The sequence below is a fragment of the Sphingobium sp. AP49 genome (assembly GCF_000281715.2).
Taxonomy (GTDB): Bacteria; Pseudomonadota; Alphaproteobacteria; order Sphingomonadales; family Sphingomonadaceae; genus Sphingobium.
Window position 1 is genome coordinate 1,941,514 of record NZ_CP124576.1, and the last position, 25,696, is coordinate 1,967,209.

At 63.0% G+C, this 25,696-nt stretch carries 28 protein-coding genes; 12 read left to right on the plus strand and 16 right to left on the minus strand.

The window, feature by feature from the left end; all coding sequences use genetic code 11:
* Positions 1-34 precede the first annotated feature (34 nt).
* Entirely contained in the window at positions 35-1,630 is a 1,596-nt protein-coding gene (gene tig / locus PMI04_RS09440; RefSeq protein ID WP_007704890.1) for a trigger factor, read from the plus strand.
* 162 nt (positions 1,631-1,792) lie between these two features.
* A complete protein-coding gene (locus PMI04_RS09445) occupies positions 1,793-2,770 on the plus strand; it encodes a glycosyltransferase family 2 protein (RefSeq protein ID WP_007704887.1) in 978 nt (325 codons plus the stop codon).
* Here PMI04_RS09445 and PMI04_RS09450 read toward each other — a convergent pair.
* A complete protein-coding gene (locus tag PMI04_RS09450) occupies positions 2,752-3,381 on the minus strand; it encodes a DUF308 domain-containing protein (RefSeq protein WP_007704883.1) in 630 nt (209 codons plus the stop codon). The genes PMI04_RS09445 and PMI04_RS09450 overlap by 19 nt on opposite strands.
* A 130-nt stretch (positions 3,382-3,511) precedes the next feature.
* On the opposite strand from PMI04_RS09450, the gene clpP reads away from it, so the two are divergent.
* From clpP to PMI04_RS09465, 3 genes are all read left to right on the plus strand, one after another.
* The gene (clpP, locus tag PMI04_RS09455) at positions 3,512-4,147 is read left to right on the plus strand and encodes an ATP-dependent Clp endopeptidase proteolytic subunit ClpP (protein WP_007704879.1); all 636 of its coding nucleotides are present in this window, start codon (positions 3,512-3,514) and stop codon (positions 4,145-4,147) included.
* Between the two features lie 134 nt (positions 4,148-4,281).
* Entirely contained in the window at positions 4,282-5,550 is a 1,269-nt protein-coding gene (gene clpX, locus PMI04_RS09460; protein ID WP_007704875.1) for an ATP-dependent Clp protease ATP-binding subunit ClpX, read from the plus strand.
* Between the two features lie 369 nt (positions 5,551-5,919).
* The gene (locus PMI04_RS09465) at positions 5,920-8,517 is read left to right on the plus strand and encodes a TonB-dependent receptor (protein WP_007704872.1); all 2,598 of its coding nucleotides are present in this window, start codon (positions 5,920-5,922) and stop codon (positions 8,515-8,517) included.
* A 207-nt stretch (positions 8,518-8,724) separates the two neighbouring features.
* Here PMI04_RS09465 and mtgA read toward each other — a convergent pair whose 3' ends face one another.
* Positions 8,725-9,438, minus strand: coding sequence for a monofunctional biosynthetic peptidoglycan transglycosylase (mtgA, locus tag PMI04_RS09470; RefSeq protein WP_007704866.1), 714 nt, complete (start codon positions 9,436-9,438; stop codon positions 8,725-8,727).
* Between the two features lie 43 nt (positions 9,439-9,481).
* Positions 9,482-10,771 (minus strand): MFS transporter, encoded by a 1,290-nt coding sequence (locus PMI04_RS09475; protein ID WP_007704863.1) that lies wholly within the window; start codon positions 10,769-10,771, stop codon positions 9,482-9,484.
* Positions 10,772-10,859: 88 nt separating this feature from the next.
* On the opposite strand from PMI04_RS09475, the gene PMI04_RS09480 reads away from it, so the two are divergent.
* On the plus strand, positions 10,860-11,408 hold the full coding sequence (locus PMI04_RS09480; protein ID WP_007704859.1) for a TetR/AcrR family transcriptional regulator: 549 nt from the start codon (positions 10,860-10,862) through the stop codon (positions 11,406-11,408).
* Entirely contained in the window at positions 11,405-11,890 is a 486-nt protein-coding gene (locus PMI04_RS09485) for a GNAT family N-acetyltransferase (RefSeq protein ID WP_007704855.1), read from the plus strand. Before PMI04_RS09480 ends, PMI04_RS09485 begins: the two co-directional genes overlap by 4 nt.
* Before the next feature lie 65 nt (positions 11,891-11,955).
* Here the strand turns inward: PMI04_RS09485 and rpoH are convergent, their stop codons facing one another.
* Together rpoH and PMI04_RS09495 are read right to left on the minus strand one after the other, a co-directional pair.
* On the minus strand, positions 11,956-12,870 hold the full coding sequence (gene rpoH, locus PMI04_RS09490; protein ID WP_007704852.1) for an RNA polymerase sigma factor RpoH: 915 nt from the start codon (positions 12,868-12,870) through the stop codon (positions 11,956-11,958).
* Positions 12,871-12,944: 74 nt separating this feature from the next.
* Complete coding sequence (locus PMI04_RS09495; protein ID WP_052028017.1) at positions 12,945-13,895, minus strand: RluA family pseudouridine synthase; 951 nt, start codon at positions 13,893-13,895, stop codon at positions 12,945-12,947.
* Positions 13,896-13,912: 17 nt separating this feature from the next.
* Here PMI04_RS09495 and PMI04_RS09500 point away from each other — a divergent pair, with 17 nt between their 5' ends.
* Together PMI04_RS09500 and PMI04_RS09505 are read left to right on the plus strand one after the other, a co-directional pair.
* Positions 13,913-14,314 (plus strand): M67 family metallopeptidase, encoded by a 402-nt coding sequence (locus PMI04_RS09500; protein WP_037485183.1) that lies wholly within the window; start codon positions 13,913-13,915, stop codon positions 14,312-14,314.
* A gap of 92 nt (positions 14,315-14,406) precedes the next feature.
* Positions 14,407-15,060, plus strand: coding sequence for a histidine phosphotransferase family protein (locus PMI04_RS09505; protein WP_007704842.1), 654 nt, complete (start codon positions 14,407-14,409; stop codon positions 15,058-15,060).
* Here PMI04_RS09505 and PMI04_RS09510 read toward each other — a convergent pair.
* From PMI04_RS09510 to map, 6 genes are all read right to left on the minus strand, one after another.
* The gene (locus tag PMI04_RS09510) at positions 15,051-15,581 is read right to left on the minus strand and encodes a DUF4269 domain-containing protein (protein ID WP_007704840.1); all 531 of its coding nucleotides are present in this window, start codon (positions 15,579-15,581) and stop codon (positions 15,051-15,053) included. The two genes, PMI04_RS09505 and PMI04_RS09510, sit on opposite strands and share 10 nt — an antisense overlap.
* Positions 15,578-16,627, minus strand: a complete 1,050-nt coding sequence (locus PMI04_RS09515; protein ID WP_007704837.1) for a nitronate monooxygenase — start codon at positions 16,625-16,627, stop codon at positions 15,578-15,580. The genes PMI04_RS09510 and PMI04_RS09515 overlap by 4 nt, the downstream gene beginning before the upstream one ends.
* 51 nt (positions 16,628-16,678) lie before the next feature.
* Positions 16,679-16,981 (minus strand): hypothetical protein, encoded by a 303-nt coding sequence (locus PMI04_RS09520; protein WP_007704836.1) that lies wholly within the window; start codon positions 16,979-16,981, stop codon positions 16,679-16,681.
* A 122-nt stretch (positions 16,982-17,103) separates the two neighbouring features.
* Complete coding sequence (glnA, locus tag PMI04_RS09525) at positions 17,104-18,516, minus strand: type I glutamate--ammonia ligase (RefSeq protein ID WP_007704834.1); 1,413 nt, start codon at positions 18,514-18,516, stop codon at positions 17,104-17,106.
* Between the two features lie 95 nt (positions 18,517-18,611).
* On the minus strand, positions 18,612-18,950 hold the full coding sequence (locus PMI04_RS09530; protein WP_007704832.1) for a P-II family nitrogen regulator: 339 nt from the start codon (positions 18,948-18,950) through the stop codon (positions 18,612-18,614).
* A gap of 335 nt (positions 18,951-19,285) precedes the next feature.
* Entirely contained in the window at positions 19,286-20,116 is an 831-nt protein-coding gene (gene map, locus PMI04_RS09535; protein ID WP_193378281.1) for a type I methionyl aminopeptidase, read from the minus strand.
* Between the two features lie 83 nt (positions 20,117-20,199).
* Here map and PMI04_RS09540 point away from each other — a divergent pair, with 83 nt between their 5' ends.
* The 3 genes from PMI04_RS09540 (at position 20,200) to PMI04_RS09550 (ending at position 21,907) form a co-directional block, all read left to right on the plus strand.
* Entirely contained in the window at positions 20,200-20,682 is a 483-nt protein-coding gene (locus PMI04_RS09540) for a GFA family protein (protein ID WP_007704827.1), read from the plus strand.
* Positions 20,679-21,434, plus strand: coding sequence for a molybdopterin-binding protein (locus PMI04_RS09545; protein ID WP_007704824.1), 756 nt, complete (start codon positions 20,679-20,681; stop codon positions 21,432-21,434). The genes PMI04_RS09540 and PMI04_RS09545 overlap by 4 nt, the downstream gene beginning before the upstream one ends.
* 77 nt (positions 21,435-21,511) lie before the next feature.
* The gene (locus PMI04_RS09550; protein ID WP_007704823.1) at positions 21,512-21,907 is read left to right on the plus strand and encodes a hypothetical protein; all 396 of its coding nucleotides are present in this window, start codon (positions 21,512-21,514) and stop codon (positions 21,905-21,907) included.
* Positions 21,908-21,941: 34 nt separating this feature from the next.
* Here PMI04_RS09550 and PMI04_RS09555 read toward each other — a convergent pair whose 3' ends face one another.
* The 5 genes from PMI04_RS09555 to PMI04_RS09575 form a co-directional block, all read right to left on the minus strand.
* On the minus strand, positions 21,942-22,295 hold the full coding sequence (locus PMI04_RS09555) for a YbaN family protein (RefSeq protein WP_007704822.1): 354 nt from the start codon (positions 22,293-22,295) through the stop codon (positions 21,942-21,944).
* An 81-nt stretch (positions 22,296-22,376) separates the two neighbouring features.
* Positions 22,377-23,681 carry a HAMP domain-containing sensor histidine kinase gene (locus PMI04_RS09560; RefSeq protein WP_037485180.1) on the minus strand — a complete coding sequence of 435 codons (1,305 nt, stop codon included), beginning with the start codon at positions 23,679-23,681 and terminating at the stop codon, positions 22,377-22,379.
* Between the two features lie 82 nt (positions 23,682-23,763).
* Positions 23,764-24,429 (minus strand): response regulator transcription factor, encoded by a 666-nt coding sequence (locus PMI04_RS09565; RefSeq protein WP_007704820.1) that lies wholly within the window; start codon positions 24,427-24,429, stop codon positions 23,764-23,766.
* Between the two features lie 48 nt (positions 24,430-24,477).
* Positions 24,478-24,798 (minus strand): hypothetical protein, encoded by a 321-nt coding sequence (locus tag PMI04_RS09570; RefSeq protein ID WP_283184875.1) that lies wholly within the window; start codon positions 24,796-24,798, stop codon positions 24,478-24,480.
* A 107-nt stretch (positions 24,799-24,905) separates the two neighbouring features.
* Positions 24,906-25,634 (minus strand): SIMPL domain-containing protein, encoded by a 729-nt coding sequence (locus tag PMI04_RS09575; protein WP_007704818.1) that lies wholly within the window; start codon positions 25,632-25,634, stop codon positions 24,906-24,908.
* Positions 25,635-25,696 lie beyond the last annotated feature (62 nt).

Sequence of the window (25,696 nt, forward strand, 5' to 3'; positions counted from 1 at the left end):
GAAATTCAGCTGAAGAAAGCGTTTGAGAGAAGAGATGCAGACTGTCGAGACGTTGAACGAGGGCCTGAAGCGCGCCTACACCGTGACCATCACGTCGAAGGATATCGACGCCCGCGTCGAGAAGGAAGTGAAGGCGATCGCACCGCAGGTGCGTATGCCCGGCTTCCGCCCCGGCAAGGTGCCGGTCAACCTGGTCAAGAAGATGCACGGCGAAAGCCTGCAGCGCGACGCGCTCAACAACTCCATCCAGGAAAGCATCCAGAAGCTGATCGCCGACCAGAAGCTGCGCCCCGCGATGCAGCCCTCTGTCGAGCTGGACGAGAGCTTCGAGTTCGGCAAGGACGCGCAGGTCAAGGTCGAGCTGGAAGTTCTGCCCGTGATCGAGGCGCCGAGCATCGAGGGCCTCAAGCTGGAGCGTCTGACCGCCGAGGTCAGCGATGCCCAGGTCGAGGAACAGGCCGGCCGCATCGCGACCCAGCAGGGCGCGCTAGAAGAATATGCCGCCAGCCACAAGGCGAAGGACGGCGACACGCTGGTCATCGATTTCGTCGGCAAGGTCGACGGTGAAGCGTTCGAGGGCGGTTCGGCCGAGGGCGTCAAGCTCAAGCTCGGCTCGGGCCAGTTCATCCCCGGCTTCGAAGAGCAGCTCGGCGGCGTCAAGAAGGGCGAAGAAAAGACCATCGAGGTCAGCTTCCCCGAAGATTATGGCGCCGCGCACCTCGCCGGCAAGGCCGCGACCTTCGACGTGACCGTGCAGTCGGTGCTGAACGGCGACAAGCCCAAGCTCGACGACGATTTCGCCAAGTCGCTGGGCCTGGAAGGCCTGGACCAGCTCAAGGATCTGCTCAAGGGCCAGATCGAGCAGGAGCATAACGGCCTGACCCGCACCTATATGAAGCGCAAGCTGCTCGACCAGCTCGCCGCTTCGCACGACTTCGATGTGCCGCCGAGCATGGTGGAAGCCGAATTCAACCAGATCTGGCAGCAGCTGCAGCACGAAGCCAGCCATGAGGCCGATCCGGAAGCCGCTTTGGCGGAAATGGAAGCCGAGAAGGAAGATTATCGCGGCATCGCCGTGCGCCGCGTGCGCCTGGGCCTGTTGCTGTCGGAAATCGGCCAGGCGAACAATGTCGTCGTGTCGGACAACGAGATGAACCGTCTGATCATGCAGGCTGCCCAGCAGTACGGCCCGCAGGACCGCGAGCGTTTCGTGCAATATGTCCGCCAGGACCCGATGGCCGCCGCTCAGCTGCGCGCACCCCTCTATGAGGACAAGGTCGTCGACTTCCTGTTCGAGAAGGCCGACGTCACCGACCGTGCCGTCAGCCGCGAAGATCTGGAAGCCGCGATCGAGGCCGAAGATGGCGATCTGAAGCCGCACGTCCACGGCCCGGGCTGTGGCCATGACCACGATCATGACGACAAGCCCAAGGCGAAGAAGGCCCCGGCCAAGAAGAAGGCCGAGCCCGCCGAAGCCGAAGTCGTAGCCGAGGACGCCGCGCCCAAGAAGGCGCCGGCCAAGAAGGCTGCCGCCAAGAAGGACGAGGCTGTGGCCGAGGAAGCTGTTGCCGAGGACAAGCCCAAGGCGAAGAAGGCTCCCGCCAAGAAGGCCGCTGCCAAGGCTGAATAAGCCGGCAGGCCAGAGACGAGACAGGCGCCCGGCTTCCACGTGGAGGTTCGGGCGCCTTTTCTTTGTGTCGCCGGCCCATATTCTTTGGCGGGCAGGGCGGTCGAAATATTAACCATGGCGGATCCATGGCAGGGGCAAGAGGGGCGCAGGAGCGTGCGGCAGATGAAGGAGTTTCCGGCGGTGGCGAACGGCGAGGGCATGGCAACCCCGCATATCGCGGTGATCCTGCCCTGCTATAACGAAGCGGGCGCGATCGTGCAGACGGTGCAGGATTTCCGCCGGGCGCTGCCCCACGCCGACATCTATGTCTTCGATAACAACAGCACCGACGGCAGCCGTGAACTCGCAGCAGGGGCGGGGGCAATTGTCCGCCGCGTAACCCAGCAGGGCAAGGGGCATGTGGTACGCCGTATGTTCGCCGATGTTGACGCTGATATCTACATCATGGCTGATGGCGACGCGACCTATGAGGCCGCTGCCGCGCCGGCGATGGTCGCCGCCATGCTGGAGGATAATCTCGACATGGTCGTGGGCTGTCGCCGCGATCAGGTGGAGGCAGCTTATCGGCGCGGCCATCGTTTTGGCAATTGGGCGCTCACCAGCTTGCTCAAGCAGTTGTTCGGCCGCAGCTTCACCGATATCCTGTCGGGCTATCGCGTCTTTTCGCGCCGCTTCGTCAAGAGCTTCCCGGTGCTGTCGGCCGGTTTCGAGATCGAGACCGAGATAAGCGTCCATGCGCTCGAATTGGCGATGCCGGTGTCGGAGGTGCTGACCGCCTATGGTGCGCGTCCCGAAGGGTCGGTCAGCAAGCTTTCCACCTATCGCGATGGCTGGCGCATCCTGCGCACGATCATCACGCTTTACCGCATCGAGCGGCCGATCCTGTTCTTTGGCATCATCGCGGCCTTGCTCGCCGCGTTGGCGCTTGGCCTCGCCGCGCCGCTGATCCTCACCTATCTCCAGACCGGCCTGGTGCCTCGTGTTCCGACGGCGATCCTCGTCACCGGCCTCATGATTCTGGCGACGCTGAGCGGGATGTGCGGCCTAATCCTTGATACGGTGGTACGCGGCCGCCGCGAAGTGCGGCGGCTCGCCTATCTCGCTTTCCGGGCGCCTAGCGACTATGGCTTGAAGGACTGAACCCGGCGACGCAGACGCATCGCCAGGATCAGCAGCGTGACACCCGTCACCAGGGCATAGAAGCCGATGCCCCAGCCCAGCATCGCCACGGACACATGCGGGTTGGTGAGGGCAAGGTACAGCAGGAACAGGCCCAGCAGCAGCGACAGCAGTCCGCTCAGCGCCAGCAGCCATTCCCCCTCTATCTCTTTGCGCAGGCGGATCGCGGCGATGATTTCCAGCCCGCCTGCTATGACCGCCCAGCCTGCGATCAGAAATACGGTGAGCAGTGCGTAGGTGATCGTCATCGCGATCGGTGTCACGATGAAGATGATGCCCACGGCAATGCCCAGCAGGCCGCGCAGCAGCATCGCGCCCCAGTGCCGGCCACGACCCATGCGGCGAAAGGCGCTGATCGCCGATAATATTCCATCGGTCAGGGCATAGACGGCAAAGATCAGCGTCAGCGCAAACAGTGCGCTGAATGGGTAGAAGAGGGCGATGATGCCCAGGATGATCGACGCTGCGCCGCGCAGGGCGAGCGCCTTCCAGCCGAAGGAAAAGGCCGCGATCAGGCCGGGGCCGGCGCGATCGTCATGGGGTGGCAGGTCGGTATGGACGTTGGAAGCCATTGCTAAATCCCCCTGTTGCAAAACGAAACGAAGGTGGAGCAACCGAAGTGGCACATGGTTCCCCCTTGAACCAGTCGCTATTTGTGCCGATGTAGGGCATCGGGCAAAAGCACCTGACTGAAAGAGCACAATGACCAACATCATGTATGATCCCATGGCCGCGCTGGTTCCCATCGTCATCGAGCAATCGAACCGTGGCGAGCGCAGCTTCGACATTTATTCGCGCCTGCTGCGCGAGCGGATCATCTTCGTGACCGGCCAGGTCGAGGACCATATGGCCTCGCTGATCGTCGCCCAGCTGCTGTTCCTCGAATCGGAAAATCCGAAGAAGGACATCTGGATGTACATCAACTCGCCGGGCGGCGTGGTGACGTCGGGCATGGCGATCCACGACACGATGAAATATATCCGTCCCCAGGTCGGCACCGTCTGCATCGGCCAGGCCGCGTCGATGGGCAGCTTCCTGCTGGCCGCCGGCGAACCGGGCAAGCGCATCGCGCTCAGCAATGCGCGCATCATGATTCACCAGCCCTCGGGCGGTGCGCAGGGCATGGCCAGCGATATCGAGATCCAGGCGAAGGAAATCCTGAGGATTCGCCAGCGGCTTAACGGCCTCTATGCGAATTATACCGGCAAGCCGCTGGAAGAGATCGAACGGGCGATGGACCGCGATACCTTCCTGGAAGCAGAAGAAGCCAAGGCGTTCGGCCTGGTCGATGAAGTGTTCGACCGGCGTCCCGCTCTGGCGGAAACTTCCGAGGCCTAAAGGCGATCTTTACCGGGGCACGCTACTTTCACCCCTTGTGAAACCGCCTTGCCCCGGTCTAGGATGACCTTTGGACCAGAAATTCCCTGGCCAGGTCCGGCATGGTGTCGGCGGCGGGGAGGAAAGATTGGCGAATGACTAAGCTTACGGGCTCCGATTCTAAAAGCACGCTTTATTGCTCCTTCTGCGGCAAGTCGCAGCATGAGGTGCGTAAGCTGATCGCGGGGCCGACCGTGTTCATCTGCGACGAGTGCGTGGAACTGTGCAACGACATCATCCGCGAGGAGACCAAGGGCGGTCTCGTCGGCAAGAAGGATGGCGGCGTGCCGACCCCGCAGGAAATCTGCGATGTGCTCGACGATTATGTGATTGGCCAGAACCGCGCCAAGCGCGTGCTGTCGGTCGCGGTCCACAATCATTACAAGCGCCTCAACCACGGCTCCAAGCCGGGCGAGGTCGAACTGGCCAAGTCGAACATCCTGCTCGTCGGCCCGACCGGCTGCGGCAAGACCCTGCTGGCACAGACGCTGGCAAAGACCTTCGACGTGCCCTTCACCATGGCCGATGCCACCACGCTGACCGAAGCCGGCTATGTCGGCGAGGATGTGGAGAACATCATCCTCAAGCTGCTCCAGGCCAGCGACTATAATGTCGAGAAGGCGCAGCGCGGCATCGTCTATATCGACGAGATCGACAAGATCAGCCGCAAGGCCGAGAACCCGTCGATCACCCGCGATGTTTCGGGTGAGGGCGTGCAGCAGGCACTGCTCAAGCTGATGGAAGGTACGACCGCCTCGGTTCCGCCGCAGGGTGGGCGCAAGCATCCGCAGCAGGAGTTCCTTCAGGTCGATACGACCAACATCCTGTTCATCTGCGGCGGTGCGTTCGCGGGTCTGGAGCGGATCATCGGTGACCGTCTGGAAGCCAAGTCGATCGGCTTTGGCGCCCATGTCGCGGCGCCCGAGGAGCGCAAGACCGGCGAATTGCTGCGGCAGAGCGAGCCGGAAGATCTGCTGAAGTTCGGCCTGATCCCCGAGTTCGTCGGCCGTCTGCCTGTCATCGCGACGCTGGAAGATCTGGACGTTGCCGCCCTGGTCAAGATTCTGGTCGAGCCGAAGAACGCGCTGGTCAAGCAATATGGCAAGCTGTTCGATATGGAGAATGTCGACCTCAGCTTCACCGATGACGCGCTGACGGCGATCGCCAAGAAGGCGATCGAGCGCAAGACCGGTGCGCGCGGCCTGCGCTCGATCCTGGAGGCGATCCTGCTAGATACCATGTTCGACCTGCCCTCGATGCAGGGCGTGGGTGAGGTGGTCGTCGACAAGGATGTCGTGGCGGGCACCAAGGAGCCGATTCGCGTATTCAGCGAAAAGGACAAGCGTGCCGAGGATGCCGCCTAGTTCATTCGCCGTTCAGGCTGGAACAAAAGGGGCTGGTGGATCATCCACCGGCCCCTTTTTCGTGCAAGTCTTTCGCACTGCACAAAAAATTCGCGCTGCGTTGCATAATTGCATCAGTGTTAAATAGGCGCCAAATTTCACAATATTATACAATAAAAACAAGTGTTTATGTGCGAATTTTGATGCCTGATCGCGTTCTCGCCACCACAGTCTGGCCAATTGTGACACTCCCGCATCTGCATTGTAACATAATTGCAATCATAGCATCACAGGTGCGTCGCCAGTAGCCGCCAGACGCGGCGCCGGCTCGAAGAGCAATTATGGTTATGGCGCCGTGGGGCGCCACTCTTGAAAAGGGACAAGGGTCACATGAAACAGTTTCTGATGTGCAGCGCAGCGGTACTTGCCGTCGCTGTTCCGGCTGGCGCGTTCGCGCAGTCGACCGGTTCGCAGGATTTCGAGGACACGATCGTTGTCACCGGCGCCAAGACCGCCAAGGGCATCGACGGCATCGTCCTGCCCGACACGACCAAGGCCAAGGGCGTTCTGACCCAGGAAATCATCGCGAAGCAGGGTTCGGGCAACACCATCCTGAACGCGATCAACCTGATCCCGGGCGTCAGCTTCCAGAATAACGATCCCTATGGTTCGGCTGGCGGTACGCTCAACATCCGCGGCTTTGGCCCGGACCGCGTTTCGCTGACGTTCGACGGCATGCCGCTCAACGACACCGGCAACTACGCCATCTATTCCAACCAGCAGCTCGACCCCGAGCTGATCGAGGAAGTCAACGTCAACCTCGGTTCGACCGACGTCGACAGCCCGACCGCCGCCGCTTCGGGCGGCACCGTCAACTATCGCTCGATCAACGGTTCGGACGATTTCAAGGTCACCGTGGCTGGCGCCGCTGGCGATTATGACTTCTTCCGCCTGTTCGGTCTGGTCGAAACCGGTGTGTTCACGCCGTTCGGCACCAAGGCCTGGTTCTCGGCCTCGACCACGCGCAACGACGTGCCGTACAACAATATCGGCGTGATCGACAAGCAGCAGTATAACGGCAAGATCTACCAGCCGATCGGCACCAATGGCGACTTCTTGTCGATCGCCGGTCACTGGAATGCCAACCGCAACAACTTCGCTGGTTCGCTGCCGCTGCGCACCGACACCGACCAGGGCCGCGTCCCCGGTCCGGCTTCGTCGAACCGTTTCCCGATCACCAAGGACGAGCGTTTCTATACCCTGTCCTGCACCGTGCCGACCCCGGTTGCCGGCGTGGCCGATGCGGCCGGATCGTGCGGCACCGTGTTCGACTATCGCTACAACCCGTCGAACACCGGTAACATTCGCATCAATTCGCGCTTCACCCTGTCTGATGGCCTCGTCCTGACTGTCGATCCCAGCTACCAGTATGTGAAGGCGAACGGCGGCGGCACCGCGACCGCCCGTGAAGGCTATTACGACATCAACCCGGCTTCGGGCGCTGCGAACGTCCAGAACATGGCCGGCTATTTTGGCGGCAACCCCTATTTCGGTCGCGACATCAACGGCGATGGCGACATGCTGGACCAGGTCAACGTCCTGGCGCCCAGCCAGACCACGACCGATCGCTTCGCCGTCATCAGCTCGCTGCGCTATGACATCAACGAGCATCACCGCGTTCGTGTCGCCTACACCTTCGACCATGGCCGCCATCGCCAGACCGGCGAAGTCGGTCTCGTCGGCGCCACCGGCATGGGCCTTGCCTATTTCCCGGTCGATGATCCGCAGCTCGATGTGAACGGCAATGTGCTGCAGAAGCGTGATCGCCTGTCCTACGCCATCCTGAACCAGTTCTCGGCCGAATATATGGGTGAGTTCCTGGATGAAAGCCTGACCGTTCAGGCCGGCCTGCGTGCGCCGTTCTTCAAGCGCAAGCTGCAGAACAACTGCTACACCAGCAGCGCTTCGGGCTTCGTCGAATGCTTCGGCACCGGCGCGGATATCCCGAGCAACATCGGTACGCTGAACCCTGCCTGGGCTGCGCCGCAGAAGCGCACCTACAAATATGACAAGCTGCTGCCGAGCGTCGGTCTGAACTTCAAGGTCACGCCGGAAGCCAGCCTGTTCGTGAACTACAGCAAGGGTCTGTCGGTGCCGGGTACGGACTCGCTCTACAACGCTTTCTACTTCACGCGTGGTTCGGAAGGCGCCAATCCGTCGCCGGAAACCACCGACAGCTTCGACCTGGGTGCGCGCTATACCACCAGCAAGTTCCAGGCCCAGGGCTCGTTCTGGTACACCAACTACAAGAACCGCCTGGCTTCCTCCTTCGATCCGGAACTGAACGCCAGCGTCTATCGTAACCTGGGCACCGTCGAGAAGTACGGCTTCGACGGCAGCATCAGCTACACCCCGATCGAATATTTCACCATCTACGCCTTCGGTTCCTACCTGAAGTCGAAGATCAAGGACGACATCCAGGTCGGCGTCTGCCCGACCAACGTGTCGCTGGTTGCGGGCTGCGTAACGGCGGGTGACGCCGTTTATGCTCCGACCGCCGGCAAGCGTGAATCGGGTGCGCCCGTCTACATGCTGGGTGCGCGTGGTGAAGTGAACTTCGAAGGCGTGACGCTGGGCATTCAGGCCAAGCGCACCGGCAAGCGGTACGTCTATGACACCAACCTTCCGACCTATCGCAACACCACTGCCGCTCTGACCCCGGTCGAAATCTATGGCGCGTCGGCTCCGGCCTATACGCTGGTCGATCTGGATGCCCGCTTCTCGCTGGCTCGCTTCGGTGCGCCGGGCACCTATTTCCAGCTGAACGTCAGCAACCTGTTCGACGAATTCTATGTCGGCGGTTTCGGCGGCAACCTGAACCAGACCGTCAACCTCACGGGCTCGTCGACCGGCACCTACGCCAATCCGGGCTTCGTCCAGATCGGTTCGCCGCGCGCCGTCTCGGGCTCGCTGCACGTCAGCTTCTGATCCGCACGGACAGAGACGGAATGAAAGAAAGGGCGGGGAGCAATCCCCGCCCTTTTTCATGTCCTACTGCCCGTCGCCCGATTATGCTGGATGATGGTGCGGGGTTGGCTTTCCGATAGGATCGCGGCAATGTAACAAAATGTCGAAATGTGCGGGAAATGTGCGAAGTTAAGCGCCCGCTTTCCTATTTCCGGGCGCTTTGCCGTCTCAGTTGAGACAGTCGTCCAGCCCGTCGCGCTGCACCACCGGGATGCGGGCGGTGATGCTGTTGCCATAGCGGCGGGTGAAGCCGTGCGGGTCGACGGCTTCGCGCTTCTTGGGCAATGGCAGGACCGCCGCGAGCCGTGCCGCTTCGGCCCGGCTCAACTTCTGCGCGCCATGGCCGAAATAGCGGATCGACCCGGCCTGTACGCCATAAGTGCCGATGCCGGTCTCCGCGACGTTCAGATAGACTTCCATGATCCGCCGCTTGCCCCAGATCGCCTCGATCAGCACGGTGAACCAGGCCTCGAACCCCTTGCGGACAAAGCCACCGCCCTGGAACAGGAAGACATTCTTCGCCGTCTGCTGACTGATCGTGGAGCCGCCGCGAATGCGCCCGCCGCTGGCATTGTGGCGCATGGCCTGGGCGATGGCGACCGCGTCGAAGCCATGATGGCTGCAGAAACGGCTATCCTCCGCCGCGATCGCGGCGCGCGGCATGTCCGGATCGATTGCGTCCAGGCTCTTCCATTCCTTGGTGATGCCATTGGGGTCGAGCAACATGGTGATCGTCACCGGTGGCGGCACGAAGCGATAGATCACCACCGTGCCGACCGACAGGCCGACGAAGCCGACGACGATCTTGAGGGGAATGCTGATCCAGCGGGAACGACGGCTTTTGGCAGAGGCGGGCTTGGGCGCGGCTTTGGCTTTCTTCATGGCCGCAAACTAGCGCCGCTGCGCGCCGCCGTCATCGATTCCTTCAGGCGGTCGCCAGGCTCTGCACACGGCCACGATTGATCAGCAGCACCAGCGCCGCGCCGATCAGGCACAGCACGCCCGCCGCGATGAAGGCAGGCATATAGCTTTGCCAGGCGGTGCGCGACAGGCCGCCGGCCAGCGCCGCGCTGGCCGCGCCGAGCTGATGCCCGGCAAAGATCCAGCCGAATACGATATTCGCCTTTTCCGGGCCGAAGCGCTGCGCGGTCAGCTTCACCGTCGGCGGCACCGTCGCCACCCAGTCGAGGCCATAGAAGATGGCGAAGAGCGACAGGCTGTAGATCGAGAAATCGCTGAACGGCAGGTAGAGGAGGGACAGGCCGCGCAACCCATAATAGAAGAAGAGCAGCCAGCGATTGTCATATCGATCGCTGAGCCAGCCCGATGCCAATGTGCCGGCAAAGTCGAACAGGCCCATCATGGCCAGCATCGACGCCGCGCCCACTGCCGCCAGTCCATAATCGCCGCACAGCGAGATGAAATGGGTCTGAACCAGGCCATTGGTGCTGGCGCCGCAGATATAGAAGGAGAAGAAGAGGATCCAGAAGGTCGGCACCTTCGCCACGTCGCGCAGCACGATCAGCGGCGTCGCCAGCAGCGCGCCCAGGCTGGTCGGCTGGGCGGGGACGGGCTGGATCGCCTGCTCGCCATAGGGGGCAAGGTTCAGGTCCGACGGCCGGTCGCGCATCAACAGCATGACCGCGACGGCGGCGACCAGGATTGCGCCGCAGACCAGTAGCAGAGCCGTGCGCCAGCCATAGCTGCCGGTCATGCTGGCCAGCAATGGCAGGAAGGCGAGCTGGCCCGTTGCCGTGCTGGCCGACAGCAAGCCCATGACCAGCCCGCGCCGTTCACTGAACCAGCGGGTGGCGACGGTCGCGCCCAGCACCATGGCGGTCAGCCCCGTGCCGACGCCGATCACTACGCCCCAGAGCAGCACCAGCTGCCACAGATGCTTCATCCCGAGGGAGAGGAGCATGCCGCCGATCACGATCGACAGCGATATCAGCATCATCCGCCGCACGCCAAAGCGGTTCATGAAGGCGGCGGCAAAGGGACCTATCCCGCCGAACAGCAGGAAACGGATGGCCAGCGCACCGGAAATATCCGCCGCGCTCCAGCCGAACTCCTTCTGCAGCGGAACGATGAACACGCCCGGCGCGCCGACCGCGCCGGCGACCACCAGCATGGTGAGGAAAGTCGTGCCCACGACCGCCCAGCCATAATGGACATTGCGCGCGGCCAGGCGACGGGCGAACATGGTGGACAGCATCGACTTCCCCTGCGGAGCTGAAAACGGACTGGCGTTAAATGATGGGTATCATATATAAGGTCAAGGGGCGATATGAGGTGACTGAACTATGAAGGTGAGCCGCGAACAGGCGGAGCGCAATCGCGAGAAGGTGGTGGACGCTGCATCCAGGCTGTTCCGCGCCCGCGGTGTGGAAGGCGTCGGCATCGGTGAAGTGATGCGCGAATGCGGTTTGACCCATGGCGGCTTCTACAACCAGTTCGAATCGAAGGAAGCGCTGGCGGCCGAAGCCTGCGCGACTTCGCTTGCGCGGGGCGCAGCCAAATGGCGGCGTTTGTCGGCGGAAGATGGTCCGGACGCGATCACCGCCGATTATCTTAGTGCCCGCAACCGCGATGCGCCCGAGACTGGTTGCGCGCTGATTGCGCTCGGCCCCGATGCCGCGCGCAAGGGCGGGCCGCTGGCGGCTGCCTTCCGTGAGGGCTTTGAGGATCTGACTGCCGCGCTGCAAAATGCCGGCATCGCTGATCGCGATGCGGCACTGGCGCGCATGGCCCAGCTGGTCGGCACGATGGTGCTGGCCCGCGCGGTCGATGATCCGGCGCTGTCAGAGGAATTGCTGGCGGCCAATCGCCGCGCGCTGGGTGTCGAGGCATGAGCAGCCTGGCTGGCTGGCGGCCGATGGGGCGAGGCGATGTCGCGGCGGTGGCGGCCATTTCCGACCGGGTCCATGGAGACTATACCGAACAGCCGGCAATCTATGACGATCGTCTGCGTCTTTATCCAGCGGGTTGCTTCCTGCTGGAGCGGGACGGCCAGGCGCTGGGCTATCTCATTACCCATCCCTGGGCGGGCGATCGGCCGCCAGCGCTTGACCGGTTGATCGACAGGCTACCGGACGCGCCGGATCGCTATTATCTCCATGACCTCGCCCTGCTGCCCGAGGCGCGGGGTACCGGCGCGGCCGCTGCTGCCGTCGACCTGATCGTGGCGCAGGCCCGTACCGCCGGGTTCGACCGCATCACCCTGACCGCCATCAACGGCGCCGATGCCTTCTGGCGCCGACAGGACTTTGTCGATTTACCGGTTGTCGCCGACAGCTATGGCGCGGACAGCGTCTCGATGGTGCGGATGCTCTAAGGCGAAAAAAAAGCCCCGGATTATGCCGGGGCTTTTTCTTTTCTTTGTCTAAGGCCGGTGCCTCATCAGGCGGCGGCGAAGCGTGCCATCTTTTCCAGCTTGCCACCGGCGATGCGCATCATCGCCTTTTGCAGCTTCTCGAAGGCGCGCACCTCGATCTGGCGGACGCGCTCGCGCGACACGCCATAGACCTGGCTCAGTTCCTCCAGCGTCTTGGGCTCCTCGGCCAGGCGACGCTCGGCCAGGATATGCTTTTCGCGATCGTTGAGATCGGTCATCGCTTCGACCAGCATCTCGTGACGCTGGGTCTTTTCCTGCTCGTCCGCGACGCGCTCGTCCTGCAGCGGATCGGTGTCCTGCAGCCAATCCTGCCACTGGCCGTCGCCATCCTCGCGCATCGGCACATTGAGCGAGGTATCGCCGCCCATCGCCATGCGACGGTTCATCGATACGACGTCATCTTCCGACACGCCCAGATCGGTCGCGATCTTGGTCACGTCCTCGGGGCGCAGATCGCCATCCTCGAACGCCTCGATATTGTTCTTCATCCGGCGCAGGTTGAAGAACAGCTTCTTCTGCGACGCGGTGGTGCCCATCTTGACCAGGCTCCAGCTGCGCAGGATGAATTCCTGGATCGACGCGCGGATCCACCACATGGCGTAGGTCGCCAGGCGGAAGCCGCGTTCGGCCTCGAACTTCTTCACGCCCTGCATCAGGCCGATATTGCCTTCGGAAATCAGCTCGCTGACCGGCAGGCCATAGCCGCGATAGCCCATCGCGATCTTGGCGACGAGGCGCAGGTGCGAGGTGACGAGCTGCGCCGCTGCCTCGGGATCCTGATGTTCCTCATAGCGCTTGGCGAGCATATATTCCTGCTCGGGCGTCAACAGCGGAAACTTGCGGATTTCCGACAGATAGCGGTTGAGGCTGGCTTCACCGCCCAGCGCCGGAACCGCGGGGACATTGCTCTTGTTGGCCATGTCACAATTCCTTCCCTTTACATGCGCGGCGCGAACCCGAGAGTGGCGTCCGTCCGGCGCAAACTTGTCAGAACCTATACGTGAAGCTCGCTTAACAGTTCCTGCATATCCGCAGGCAGGGGACTGTCGAAAGCTAGGGGTTCTCCTGTCAGAGGATGTATGAACCCCAGGCGTTTCGCGTGCAATGCCTGCCTTTTGAAACTCAGCGTTTCCAGTATCGATTTGAAACCTTTTCTGTCTCTACCGTAAACCGGGTCGCCGATCAAGGGGTGACCCAGATGCGCCATATGCACGCGAACCTGATGGGTGCGGCCGGTTTCCAGCCGGCATTCCACCATCGCCGCGCCGCGCAGGCGCTCCATTACGCGGTAATGGGTGACCGCATGTTTACCGCGTCCTTCCCGATGAACGGCCATCTTCTTTCGATCAGCGTCGGACCGGCCGATCCAGGCATCCACCGTGCCGGAGCCCGGCGTCGGAATGCCATAGACGATCGCGGCATAAAGCCGATCGATGCTGTGATCCTTGAACTGACGCGCCAGGCCCTCATGGGCCTTGTCCGACTTAGCAACGACCAAGAGGCCCGAAGTATCCTTGTCGATGCGATGGACGATACCCGGACGCGCGACGCCACCAATGCCCGACAGCTGACCATCGCAATGATGCAGCAGCGCGTTGACCAGCGTGCCGTCCAGATTGCCGGCCGCTGGATGGACGACGAGGCCTGCAGGCTTGTCCACCACGATCAGGTCGGCATCTTCATGCACGATATCAAGCGGAATGTCCTGCGCCACGGCGTCGAGCGCGACGGGAGCAGGCAGGGTGATGCTGAAATCCTGGCCGGCTGCGACCTTCATCGAGGGATTGAGCGACCGGCTGCCAGACGAGATCTGGCCATCGACGATCAGTGATTTGATCCGCTCACGCGACAGGTCGGGCAACAGTTCCGCCAGCGCCCGGTCGAGCCGCATGCCCGCCTGCGCGTCACCTATTGTTGTTTCGATGATGGAAACCCCCGGAACCATTGCGTAGGGATGTAGGAATGAAGGTCGAAATTTCAAGGGGACTTCTGGAACAAATCATGGACTTCGCGGCTGCGGAGCCGGGGGAGGTTTGCGGGCTGCTGCTGGGAGAGGCTGGACTGATCGAGGCGGTTCTGCCGGCAGCCAATGTCGCGCCCGACCCAACCCGTCATTTCGAGCTTGATCCAGTAAGCTTGTTGCGTGCGCATCGCGCCGCCCGACAGGGTGGCCCCGCCATTCTTGGCCATTATCATTCACACCCGTCGGGCGTGGCCGTTCCGTCCGCGACCGATGCAGCATGCGCCGCACCCGATGGAACCCTATGGTTAATCATCGCGACGGGGCAGGCCCGGCTGTGGGTCGCGAAACCCGGCGGCGTGGCTGGCGTCGGTTTCGTGGAGGCGTTGCTCGACATAAGGTGATGCAAAGGAGGCGAGCCGGGCTTGCATCGTCCCGCGTGGAAGCCTAGCCGGGGTATAGTTTTCCCCGCAGCAATCCGGCGACCCTATCCTTCATGACCCAATCGACCGATAGCATCGAATTCGCCAGCCTATTGTGCTCGCGCCTCTGCCATGATCTGTTGAGCCCGGTCGGCGCGCTCAACAACGGACTGGAGTTGATGGCGGATGAGACCGATCCTGAAATGCGCCAGCGCTGCCTTGACCTGCTGGGCGACAGTGCACGGACGTCCGCCAACAAGCTCAAATTCTTCCGCCTTGCCTTCGGGTCGGCGGGCGGGTTTGGCGATGCGGTTCCGCCGCATGAGGCCAAAGTCGCGATCGAAGGCATGTTCGCCGCTTCCGGCCGGGTCAAGCTGGGCTGGATGGTCGAGGAACAGTTGCTCAGCAAGCTGGCGGTCAAGGTGCTGCTGAACCTTGCGCTGATCGCGGGCGATGCGCTGGTACGCGGTGGCCAACTCGACATCGGCGCCGAGACCCGACCGGGCATCACTGAAATCGTGGTGCGCGGCGAGGGGCCGAAGGTCATTCTCGATCCTGAATTGCGGGCTGCCCTGGCGGGAACATTGCCGCCCAGCGGCCTGGCATCGCGTACGGCTGCCGCCTGGATGGTCCGGCAATTGGTGGAGAGCGCCGGTGGCGATATCGTCCTGTCGCCGCCGGGTGAATCCGTGCTGCTGTTCGGGGCATCGATCCCCGGTCAGGGCTGACCGGGGTGGCGGGAAGGCAGTCGCATGGACAGTTCCGCATCGTCCAGCGTCTCCAGGTCGAGCAGCGCGGCATAGGGATCGCCTTCCAGGTCTAGCCATGCCGCAAAGGCCGGTTCAGTCTTCATGCCTTGCCGCCGGAACGCCATGACGGCTGCGTGCGCGGCGGAGCCCGCCAATTCCAGCAGCCGATGTTCGATGCGATAATGGCGCCAGCCATGCTGCTGTGCCACGGGCACTGGCTGACCGAAGATTTCAAACGGCCAGCCTTGAGCCGAAAAGCGGGCAATGATCGCGTCCACCTTAGGGGAAGGCGCGACCGTGAAATCGGCAAAATGGCCGAATGCGTGCGATAGCGTGGCGGTAAAGACAGCAGTGTCGGGTGCATGGCAAATGATGTCGATGTCGCTGCCGGGCATGTCCAGTCTGAGCGGTGGAGTCCCCACGACGCGCGGGTCGAACGCCGCCAGATGGTCGAGCGCCCGGACATTATGTATCGCCTCTTCGTAACCGATGCGGCTCATGCCTCTTTCATTTCGGCGGCGATGGTGGCGATCAGCACGGCGGCGGGAAGGGGGCGGGCCAGCGGCGCGCCCTGGCCGGCCCATTGCGCGCCATAGCCTCCTTCACCCCGGGCTTTGGCGGCGGCATTCAGGGCCTTGCCTGCATGATAGGCCCGTGGATAATCGGGAACCTGCCCGGTTTGCCCTTCGCCCCAGGCGGTGAAGCGGTTGGCGAGGCAGCGGGCGGGACGGCCGGAAAGGGCCGGCGTCATTACCGTATGCAGCGCCGCCGGTCCCGCCAGTGCTGCGCGATAGGCGGGATCGGCGCTGCTTTCGGGGCAGGCGATGAAGGCGGTGCCGAGTTGTGCGGCGACTGCCCCCAGATCCAGCGCTGCCCGTACGCCCGCACCGTCCATGATGCCGCCTGCAGCAATGACCGGTTGCTTGCCATCGGCCACCAGCAGCCGGGTTAGGGCGAACGTGCCAAGCAGGTCGTCGGGCGCTGCGGGATCGAACATGCCACGATGACCGCCAGCCTCATATCCCTGGGCCACGATCGCATCGATCCCCGCTGCGTATGCGGCCCTGGCTTCGGCCGGGCTGGTGACGCTGGCCAGAAGCAGGCAACCGGCAGCTTTCAATGCGGCGATCCGGTCTGGGCCGGGCAGGCCGAAATGGAAGCTGACGACGTGCGGCGCGGTTGCCACCAGCATGGCAAGCATTGCATCATCGTGGGCGAAGCTTTGATAGATGGTGTCGAGCCGGGCGGGCGGCGTGGCGCCATATTGCGCGAACAATGGAGACAAGGCGTCGAGCCAGGCCCGTTCGGTGGCAATATCGTCCCGCGGTGGAGAATGCACGAACAGGTTGACGTTGAACGGGCGATCGGTCTGCGCACGGACAGCGGCGATCATCGCCTGTGCACCGGTGGCATCGGTCGCGCCGACCGCGATCGATCCCAGGCCGCCGGCGTTGGAGACGGTGGCGGCCATGTCGGGGGTCGATACCCCCGCCATCGGTGCCTGGATGATGGGGATGGCGAGATCGAGTGCGGCGATGATGTCCATGGGCCGGATGTGGACTGTCGACGGCATCGGTGCAACCGGGGCGCGTGCCGGTCAGAGGTCGTCGGTGCCGACCGGGCCGCCTTCGCTTTCCATCCGGTTGATGGCGCGCGCATCCCGCGCGGTGAATTTCAGGCGGACGCCAACGCCCATGCCATCCGTCTCGGGCAGAAATTGGGCGCCACCTTCCTCCAATATGCTGTGCAGGCGTAGCGCTTCGGGTTCGGGGAGGGCCGTTCGGCCGTTCTCGAAATCGGCGAGCGCCTGTTCTTCAACGCCAGCGAGGCGGGCGACATGGTCGCGCGGCCATTCCACCAGAGCACGCGCCGCGCGGGCCAGCTTGCCGGTCAATGCCAAGACGACTCTCCTCCTCAATGGAAATCGATGGAATGATAGCGGGTTGGTGCATTGGTGCAAAAAGGAAAGGCCCGGCCGCATGACGCGACCGGGCCTCTTGTCCTACAGGCCTGTGAAAGGGTTCAGGCGCTGTAGTACATGTCGAATTCGACCGGCGACGGCGCCATTTCCCAGCGATACACTTCGGGCCACTTCAGTTCGATATAGGCGTCGATCTGATCCTTGGTGAAGACGTCGCCCTTGAGCAGGAACTCATAATCGGCTTCCAGGCTGTTGAGCGCTTCGCGCAGCGAGGCGCAGACGGTCGGCACCTGGCTCAGCTCTTCGGGCGGCAGGTCATAGAGATTCTTGTCCATCGCGGCGCCCGGATGGATCTTGTTCTCGATGCCGTCGAGACCGGCCATCAGCAGCGCGGCGTAGCAGAGATAGGGGTTGGCCATCGCGTCGGGGAAACGGAATTCCACGCGCTTTGCCTTGGCGCCCGCGCCATAGGGAATACGGCAGGAGGCCGAGCGGTTGCGCGCCGAATAGGCGAGCAGGACCGGCGCTTCAAAGCCCGGCACCAGACGCTTGTAGCTGTTGGTGGTCGGGTTGGTGAAGGCGTTCAGGGCCTTGGCATGCTTGATGACGCCGCCGATGAAGTAGAGGCACATGTCGGACAGGCCGGCATAGCCTTCGCCCGCGAACAGCGGCTTGCCGCCGTCCCAGATCGACATGTGGGTGTGCATGCCCGAACCATTGTCCTGCGCGATCGGCTTGGGCATGAAGGTCGCGGTCTTGCCATAGGCCTGGGCGACCATCTGCACGACATATTTGTAGATCTGCATGCGGTCGGCGGTCTGGACCAGCGTACCGAAGGTCAGGCCCAGCTCGTGCTGCGCGGCGGCGACTTCATGGTGATGCTTGTCGCAGGGCAGGCCCATTTCGAGCATGGTGGTGACCATCTCGGCGCGGATGTCGGTGCAGGGGTCGACCGGTGCGACGGGGAAATAGCCGCCCTTGGCACGCGGACGGTGACCCAGGTTGCCGCCTTCATATTCCTTGCCGGTGTTGGTCGGCAGTTCGATGTCGTCGATCTTGAAGTAGCTCTGCGAATAGTCATTTTCGAAGCGCACGTCGTCGAACATGAAGAATTCGGCTTCGGGACCGACATAGACGGTGTCGCCGAAACCGGCCGACTTGACGAAGGCTTCGGCGCGCTTCGCGGTCGAACGCGGGTCGCGGCTGTAGAGTTCGCCGGTGTCCGGCTCGACGATGTCGCAGAAGATGATCAGCATCGGGGTGGCGCTGAACGGATCGACATAAACGGCGTCGAGGTCGGGCTTGAGGATCATGTCCGACTCGTTGATCGCCTTCCAGCCTTCGATCGACGAACCGTCGAACATCAGGCCCTGGGTCAGCTCATCCTCGCCAAGCACGCTCGACACCATGGTCAGGTGCTGCCACTTGCCCTTGGGATCGGTGAAACGGACATCGACCCACTCGATCTCCTTCTCTTCGATCATCTTCAGGATGTCTTTTGGCGTGTTGGCCATGTGCAATTGCCCTTCTCTAAAGATACCCCCCCGAAGGGGTAGTTGAAGCCTGTGTCCGCCGGTCCCCTGTCAGACGGCGAGAACCTTTTTGAAAATCAGATGGCGTCGCTGTCGCGTTCGCCGGTGCGGATGCGGACCGCACCCTCGATGGCGGTGATGAAGATCTTGCCGTCGCCGATCCGGCCGGTCTGCGCGGCGGCGCAGATCGCCTCGACCACCCGGTCGGCCAGCGCGTCGTCAACGACGACCTCCAGTTTCACCTTGGGCAGGAAGTCGACGACATATTCGGCGCCGCGATAGAGTTCGGTATGGCCCTTCTGCCGGCCAAAGCCCTTGGCCTCGGTGACGGTGATGCCCGACACGCCCACTTCATGGAGCGCTTCCTTCACCTCGTCCAGCTTGAACGGCTTGATGATCGCCTCGATCTTTTTCATCACTTAATCCCAACCCATGGCGCAAGATCGGATGCGGGTGCGACCCGCATCCTCCAACCTTCAAGTGACGATCATCATGCCCCCCGAGGCACGTGCCGTCTCCCTTAACAATCAATTACCGTGCCAAATGGCGAATCGCTAGGCCTGCTTTCGGCGATGCAGCAATCTTTGTCCATATTGCCCGGATTTCGGGCAATATCATGTCACGTTGCCCGGTTTTTAGGCAGTGGTCGAGCGGCCCATCATGCAAAAGGCCCGCCCCGTCGACACCGGTCGGTATGATCCCGATGGCATGGACGGAGCGGGCCTTTGAGACCGCTATGTGGCAGGCGAAATCAGCGCGCGTAGGGCGGGCAGTCGAGACCGGCAGGGCTCTTGGTGAAGATCTCGCAGCCGGTTTCGGTGATGCCGATGCTGTGTTCGAACTGGGCTGACAAGGTGCGATCGCGCGTCACCGCCGTCCAGCCATCGTCCAGCATCTTCACGCCCGGCTTGCCGATATTGATCATCGGCTCGATGGTGAAGAACATGCCGGGCTTCAACTCCGGACCGGTGCCCGGGCGGCCGATATGGACCACCTCCGGGCTGTCATGGAAAACCCGGCCCAGGCCATGGCCGCAGAAATCGCGGACCACGCCATAACGGTGCTTTTCGGCATGGCGCTGGATGACATGGCCAATGTCGCCCAGATGATTGCCGGGCTTGGCCTGCTCGATGCCCAGCATCAGGCATTCATAGGTGATCTCGACCAGCCGCTTGGCCTTGATCGGCGCTTCGCCGGCGATGAACATGCGGCTGGTGTCGCCGTGCCAGCCGTCAACCAGCGGGGTGACGTCGATATTCAATATATCGCCGTCCTTGAGCTTATAGTCGCCCGGAATGCCATGGCAGATGACGTTGTTGAGTGAGGTGCAGCAGCTATGCGTATAGCCGCGATAGCCCAGCGTCGCCGGCACGCCGCCACCGTCCAGCGTCATGCGGCGGACGATGTCGTCCAGTTCGCCGGTGGTCACGCCCGGCACCACATGGGGCACCAGCGCGTCGAGGATCTCGGCCGCCAGCCGGCCGGCCTTGCGCATGCCGTCGAAACCGGCCGCGTCGTAGAGCTTGATCGCGGTCGAGCGGGAAACCGGCGCATCGGCCGTCATCGTCATATATTCGGTCATATGGTTGATATAGACCCTGTGATCCGGCATTGCGAGTGTCTTCGCTCAGACCCTTAGCCGCTATATGGAAAAGAGAAACGGACATGGTGATGGAAGGCGGATGCGCCTGTGGTGAGGTGCGCTACCGGGTCGATGCCGACCCCATCTTCATCAACAATTGCCATTGCGGCCTGTGCCAGCGACAGAGCGGCGCGGCGTCGGCAGTCAACGCCTTTGTCGAGGTCGATCATCTCCACCTCCTGTCTGGCGACCTTAGTGAACATGTCGTGCCGACCGGCAGCGGCAAGACCCAGGCGATCGTCCGCTGCGCCACATGCGGCACGGCGGTCTGGAGCTTCTATCCGCGCCTCGGCCGGCTGGGCGCGGCGATCCGCGTCGGCACGCTCGACGATCGCGCGGCGATCCGGCCCGATGCCGCGATCTTCGTGGCGGACCGGTCGGACTGGACCGCCTTGCCCGCCGACGTGCCGGTCTTCGAAGCCAGCTACAGGCCGGCGGAGATATTGCCGCCCGATCGGCTGGCCCGCCTGATGGCACTTGCCGCCCGTGCGGAGGCGCAGGCATGAGCGAACGCATCTGGACCGCCGCCTTGGTCGTGATCGGCGATGAAATCCTGTCCGGCCGCATTCAGGATAAGAATGTCGCGCAGATCGCCACCTGGCTCAATGTCCAGGGCATTCGTCTGCGCGAGGTGCGCGTGGTTGCCGACGATCAGGATGCCATTGTCGAGGCGGTCAACACATTGCGTGTTCGCAACGACTATCTCTTCACCACCGGCGGCATCGGCCCGACTCATGACGACATCACGGTGGACGCGATCGCGGCGGCGCTGGGCGTGGGGGTCGAAATCCATCCCGAGGCGCGGGCGATATTGGAGCGCTATTATGTCACCCGCGGCGGCCTCACCGACGCGCGGCTGCGCATGGCGCGGGTGCCGGCGGGCGCCGACCTGATCGAAAACCGCATGTCGGGCGCGCCGGGCATCCGCCATGGCAATATCTTCATCATGGCGGGCGTGCCGCACATCACCGCCGGCATGCTCGACCGCCTGACCGGTACACTGGAAGGGGGCTTGCCCGTGCTGTCGGCAACGATCGGCTGCTGGGTTGCCGAAAGCGAGATCGCCGACCTGCTCGGTGCTACCGAGCGCGCTCATGACGGCGTTCAGATCGGCAGCTATCCCTTCTTCCGCGAAGGCCGCACCGGCGCCAATTTTGTCGTCCGTTCGACCGATCAGGCGGTGTTGGACGCCTGTGTGGCGGATTTGACTGCCGCGTTGGCGGCGGGGGGCTGGCCGGCGGTGCCGGGGGGCATCTAACCAAAACACACTCGTCGCGGTGACAAAATGGCATGGCGGCGGTACAGCGCGGTTCCACTTCTATAAGAGAGCTCCGCATGCTTACCGCGCGAACCTACAGTGTCACGATAGCGCGCAACTGGCGCGAACTTTACGAAGCGATCTGGCAGCCGGAGATATTTCCGAAATGGGCATCGGGCCTGACCGAGGCTGACCTGCGCAGGGGCGGCACCGGCTGGATCGCCGACGGTCCCGATGGGCCGATCGTCGTTCGCTTCACCCCGCACAATGAATTTGGCGTGATGGACCATTTCGTTGAGACCGGTGATGGCCGGCAGGTTCATGTTCCGCTACGCGTCATCCAGAATGGCGACGGGGCGGAAGTGATGCTGACGCTTTTTCGCCAGCCAGGCATGAGCGACGAGGATTTTGCGCGCGACGCCAAGTGGATCACCCGCGATCTGCGGGCGCTGCGTGATTATGCAAAGGCGTAGGGCAGGGGACTGATTTTGATCCCCGCCAGGCGGCTCAGCCTTCGGGCCGGCTCCAGATCCAGCTACCGCCGATCAGCGCGGCTGCCAGCGGGATCAGATACCAGGGGAAAGGGGAGAAGATCAGCGCCAGGATCGCGCTGAAGGCGAAGGCGGCCAGAGCGGCCTTCTTGCCCTTGGGGCTGATCGCGCCCCGCTCGCGCCAGCGACGGATGTGCGGGCCGAAATGCTTGTGGTCGAGTAGCTTGGCCTCCAGTTCCGGGCTTGACCGCGCGAAGCAATAGGCGGCCAGGATCATGAACGGCACGGTCGGCAACAGCGGCAGGAAGGCGCCCAGCGTGCCGAGCCCGATCGAGAGGAAGCCGGCGATGAGATAAAGATGGCGCCGCACCCGTCGATCCTGTCTGGAAGGGGTCAAATCGGCCCCGCTTCTGTCTATGCTATTGATTTGCAGGAACGCAAAGCGCTTTCGTCAGGCAGCAGGCAGGCGCAGCCGCACCAGCAGCCCGCCCAGGTCCTCGCTCTCCTCCAGCGCCACCGACCCGCCATAGATTTCGGCAACGTCGCGGACGATGGCAAGGCCAAGGCCCGTGCCGGGTTTCCCTGAGTCGAGCCGCACACCCCGGTCGAAGATGCGCACCCGATCGGCTTCGGGAATGCCCATGCCGTCATCCTCGACCAATATCTCGACCATGTCGCCGGCCCGCTGGACCGTGGCGAACACGCTTCCACCACCATATTTGGCGGCGTTTTCGATCAGGTTGCCCAGCATCTCGTCCAGATCCTGGCGCTCCACCCGTACCGCCGCGCTCTTGTCGCCATCCATGTCGACGCGGGCCTCCTGATAGAGGTGGCGCACGGCCCGTTCGACCGCTTCCAGGCTGGCCCACACCTCGGCCCGGCTTTGCGCTGCGCCCCGTCGTCCCACTGCGCGGGCGCGGGCGAGATGATGGTCGACCTGCCGCCGCATCGTCGTCGCCTCGCGAATCACCGTCTCCCCCAGGTCCGGCGCGTGTGCCGTGGCCGCGTTCATGATGACGGTGAGCGGCGTCTTGAGGGCATGGGCAAGGTTGCCTGCATGGGTGCGCGCTTCCTCCGCTTGCCGCTCATTATGGGCAAGCAGCGCGTTCAGCTCTTCAACCATCGGCAATACTTCGGCCGGCATCGGCTCGGTGATCCGGCTCTTGCCCCCGGTTCGCATCCGGATGATCTCCAGTCGCACCTTGCGCAGCGGGCGCAGGCCATAGATGGTCTGCAACGTAGCCAGCACGATCAGGCCCAGCGCCAGCAGCGCAAAGCTCTTGAACAAAGTGGATCGCAGCGTCTTGATCTGGGCGTCCAGCCCCTGGCGCGCCTGTCCCACCATGAACATCCAGCGCGCTTCGGATCCGGGTAGGATGACGGTGCGTTCCATCACGCGCAGGTCCTCACCTGGAAACTGTTTGCTGTCATAGACGTGGAAATTGCGATCGGCATGGTCGCCCTGGACTTTGAGCGCGCGATCCCACAGCGATCGGGAGCGCCAATCCTCATGCCCCTTGGCGCTGATCTGATAGTAAAGGCCGCTATTGGGCTCCAGGAAGCGTTGGTCGGCGAGCGGTCGGTTGAACAGCACCTCGCCATCGGGGCCGATTTCGGCCGCCGCGATCATCGCCGTCAGCACATAATTCATGCCGTCGTCGAAATTGCGCGTGATCGCGTCCGACAAAACCCGGTCCAGCGCCACGCCGCCGCCCAGCAGCAGGACGCTGATCCACAGCGCCGCGATGCCGATCATGCGGCGGCTTATCGATCCGGTGGAACGGACGGGGGGTGGGGATTGGCCGTCCATTATCGCCTGCCGGGGAGAATGGACGGGCTCAGCGTCCCGGCTCGTCCAGGCTGTAGCCAAGGCCCCGGATGGTCGTGATGACGTCGGCACCCAGCTTCTTGCGGATACGCGTCACGAACACTTCGATCGTGTTGGAATCGCGATCGAAATCCTGGTCGTAAATATGCTCGATCAGCTCGGTGCGGCTGACCACCTTGCCCTTGTGATGGAGCAGATAGGACAGCAGCTTATATTCCTGTGCGGTGAGCTTCACCGGATCGCCCTTCAGCGTGACCTTGCCCGAACGGGTGTCGAGGCGGACGTCACCTGCGATCAGCTCGCTCGACGCATTACCGCTGGCACGGCGGATGAGTGCACGCAGGCGGGCGATCAGTTCCTCGCTCTGGAACGGCTTGGCCAGATAATCGTCGGCGCCCGCATCCAGCCCGGCAACCTTGTCGGACCAGCTGTCGCGCGCGGTCAAAACCAGTACCGGGAAGGCACGGCCTTCTTTGCGCCAACGGTCGAGCACGGTCAGCCCATCGATGGTCGGCAGGCCCAGGTCCAGCACCACCGCGTCATAATTTTCGGTCGAGCCCAGAAAGTGGCCGTCCTCGCCATCGGTGGCGAGATCCACGGCATAGCCGGCCCCTTCCAGCGTGTTCCTGAGCTGCTGGCCCAGACTCGGTTCATCCTCGACGATCAGCAGGCGCATAGGGTTCCGTTTCTTGTTTTGGGTGCATGTCTGTCAGCCGGCGCGCGGTCAGCGCGCCCAGCCGATGATATCGCCTGTCCGGCCGTCGGCATCAACCCACATCACCTTGCCGTCCTTCACATATTTCAGGCGATAGCGGTTGGTGGAGGGGTTGAATTCACTGCCGACATAGGTGGCGCCGCCGACCTGGGCGTCGACCCGGCGCTTGATCATGGAAAAGGGCATGACCTGGCCGTCCAGCATCGCGCGGCGCGCTGCATCCTGCTCGTCGCGACGGCCACCGGCCGTTGCCGGGCTGAGTGCCATCACGGCCAACACCGCACAGAGTCCGGCCAGCAATGGAGCGGTCAGGCTTTTACGCATCTTCATCATGGGCGTCATACTAGGTGAAAGGCATTGAACAGGTGGTGAATGGCGGCATCATGAACGGCCGGGCGTCAACGGGCAAGAGCTTGTCGACGCCCGGTGTCATGGCTTTAGCGTTCCAATGCGTACTGGACCGTCAGCGTGACCGATGCGCTGACCTGGCCCGGTTCGACCGGGGTCGGCGCGGCGTCCGCCTTGAAGCGGGCGCTGGCCAGCATCGGCATGGGGGCATTGCCGCCACTATTGCTTTCCGCGATCGAAACCAGTCGCGCCGAGCGATAGCCCGCTGCCTGCGCATAGAAATCGGCCTGGACCTTCGCGGTCTTGAGCGCCGTTGCGCGGGCCTGGGCCTGCAGCGGGCTGGGGTCCTCGATCGAGAAGCTGGGGCCATTGATATTGGTCGCGCCAGCCTGGACCAGCGTGTCGAGCAGCGCACCGACCTTCTTGACGTCGCGCACCTTGACGTTCAGCTGGTTCGACGCCTCATAACCCAGGAAGCGCGGCACGGCCTGCTGGCCGTCGCGGTTGCTATAGTCATATTGTGCGTTGAGGTTGATGCCGCTGGTCTGTATATCGTCCTTGGCGACGCCGGCCTTGGCCAACGCAGCGATCAGTCCGTCCATCTTGGCGGCATTATCCTTCATGGCCTGCGCGGCGGTGGGCGATCGGGTCTGCACGCCCGTGCCGATGGTCGCGACATTGGGCGCAGCTTCGACGCTTTCAGTGACGTTCAATGTCACCACCGGCGCAGTCTCGGCGATGGTGACGCTGGTCTGCGCCACGGCCGCCACGGGAAGGGCGGCGGCGCCGAGCGCCATCAGGGCGAGAGCGGATTTCATGGACATGTCTCCTCTGTAAGTCCTGCACCAGTTTTGGCCTTGGTGCGATGAATGGACGCTGA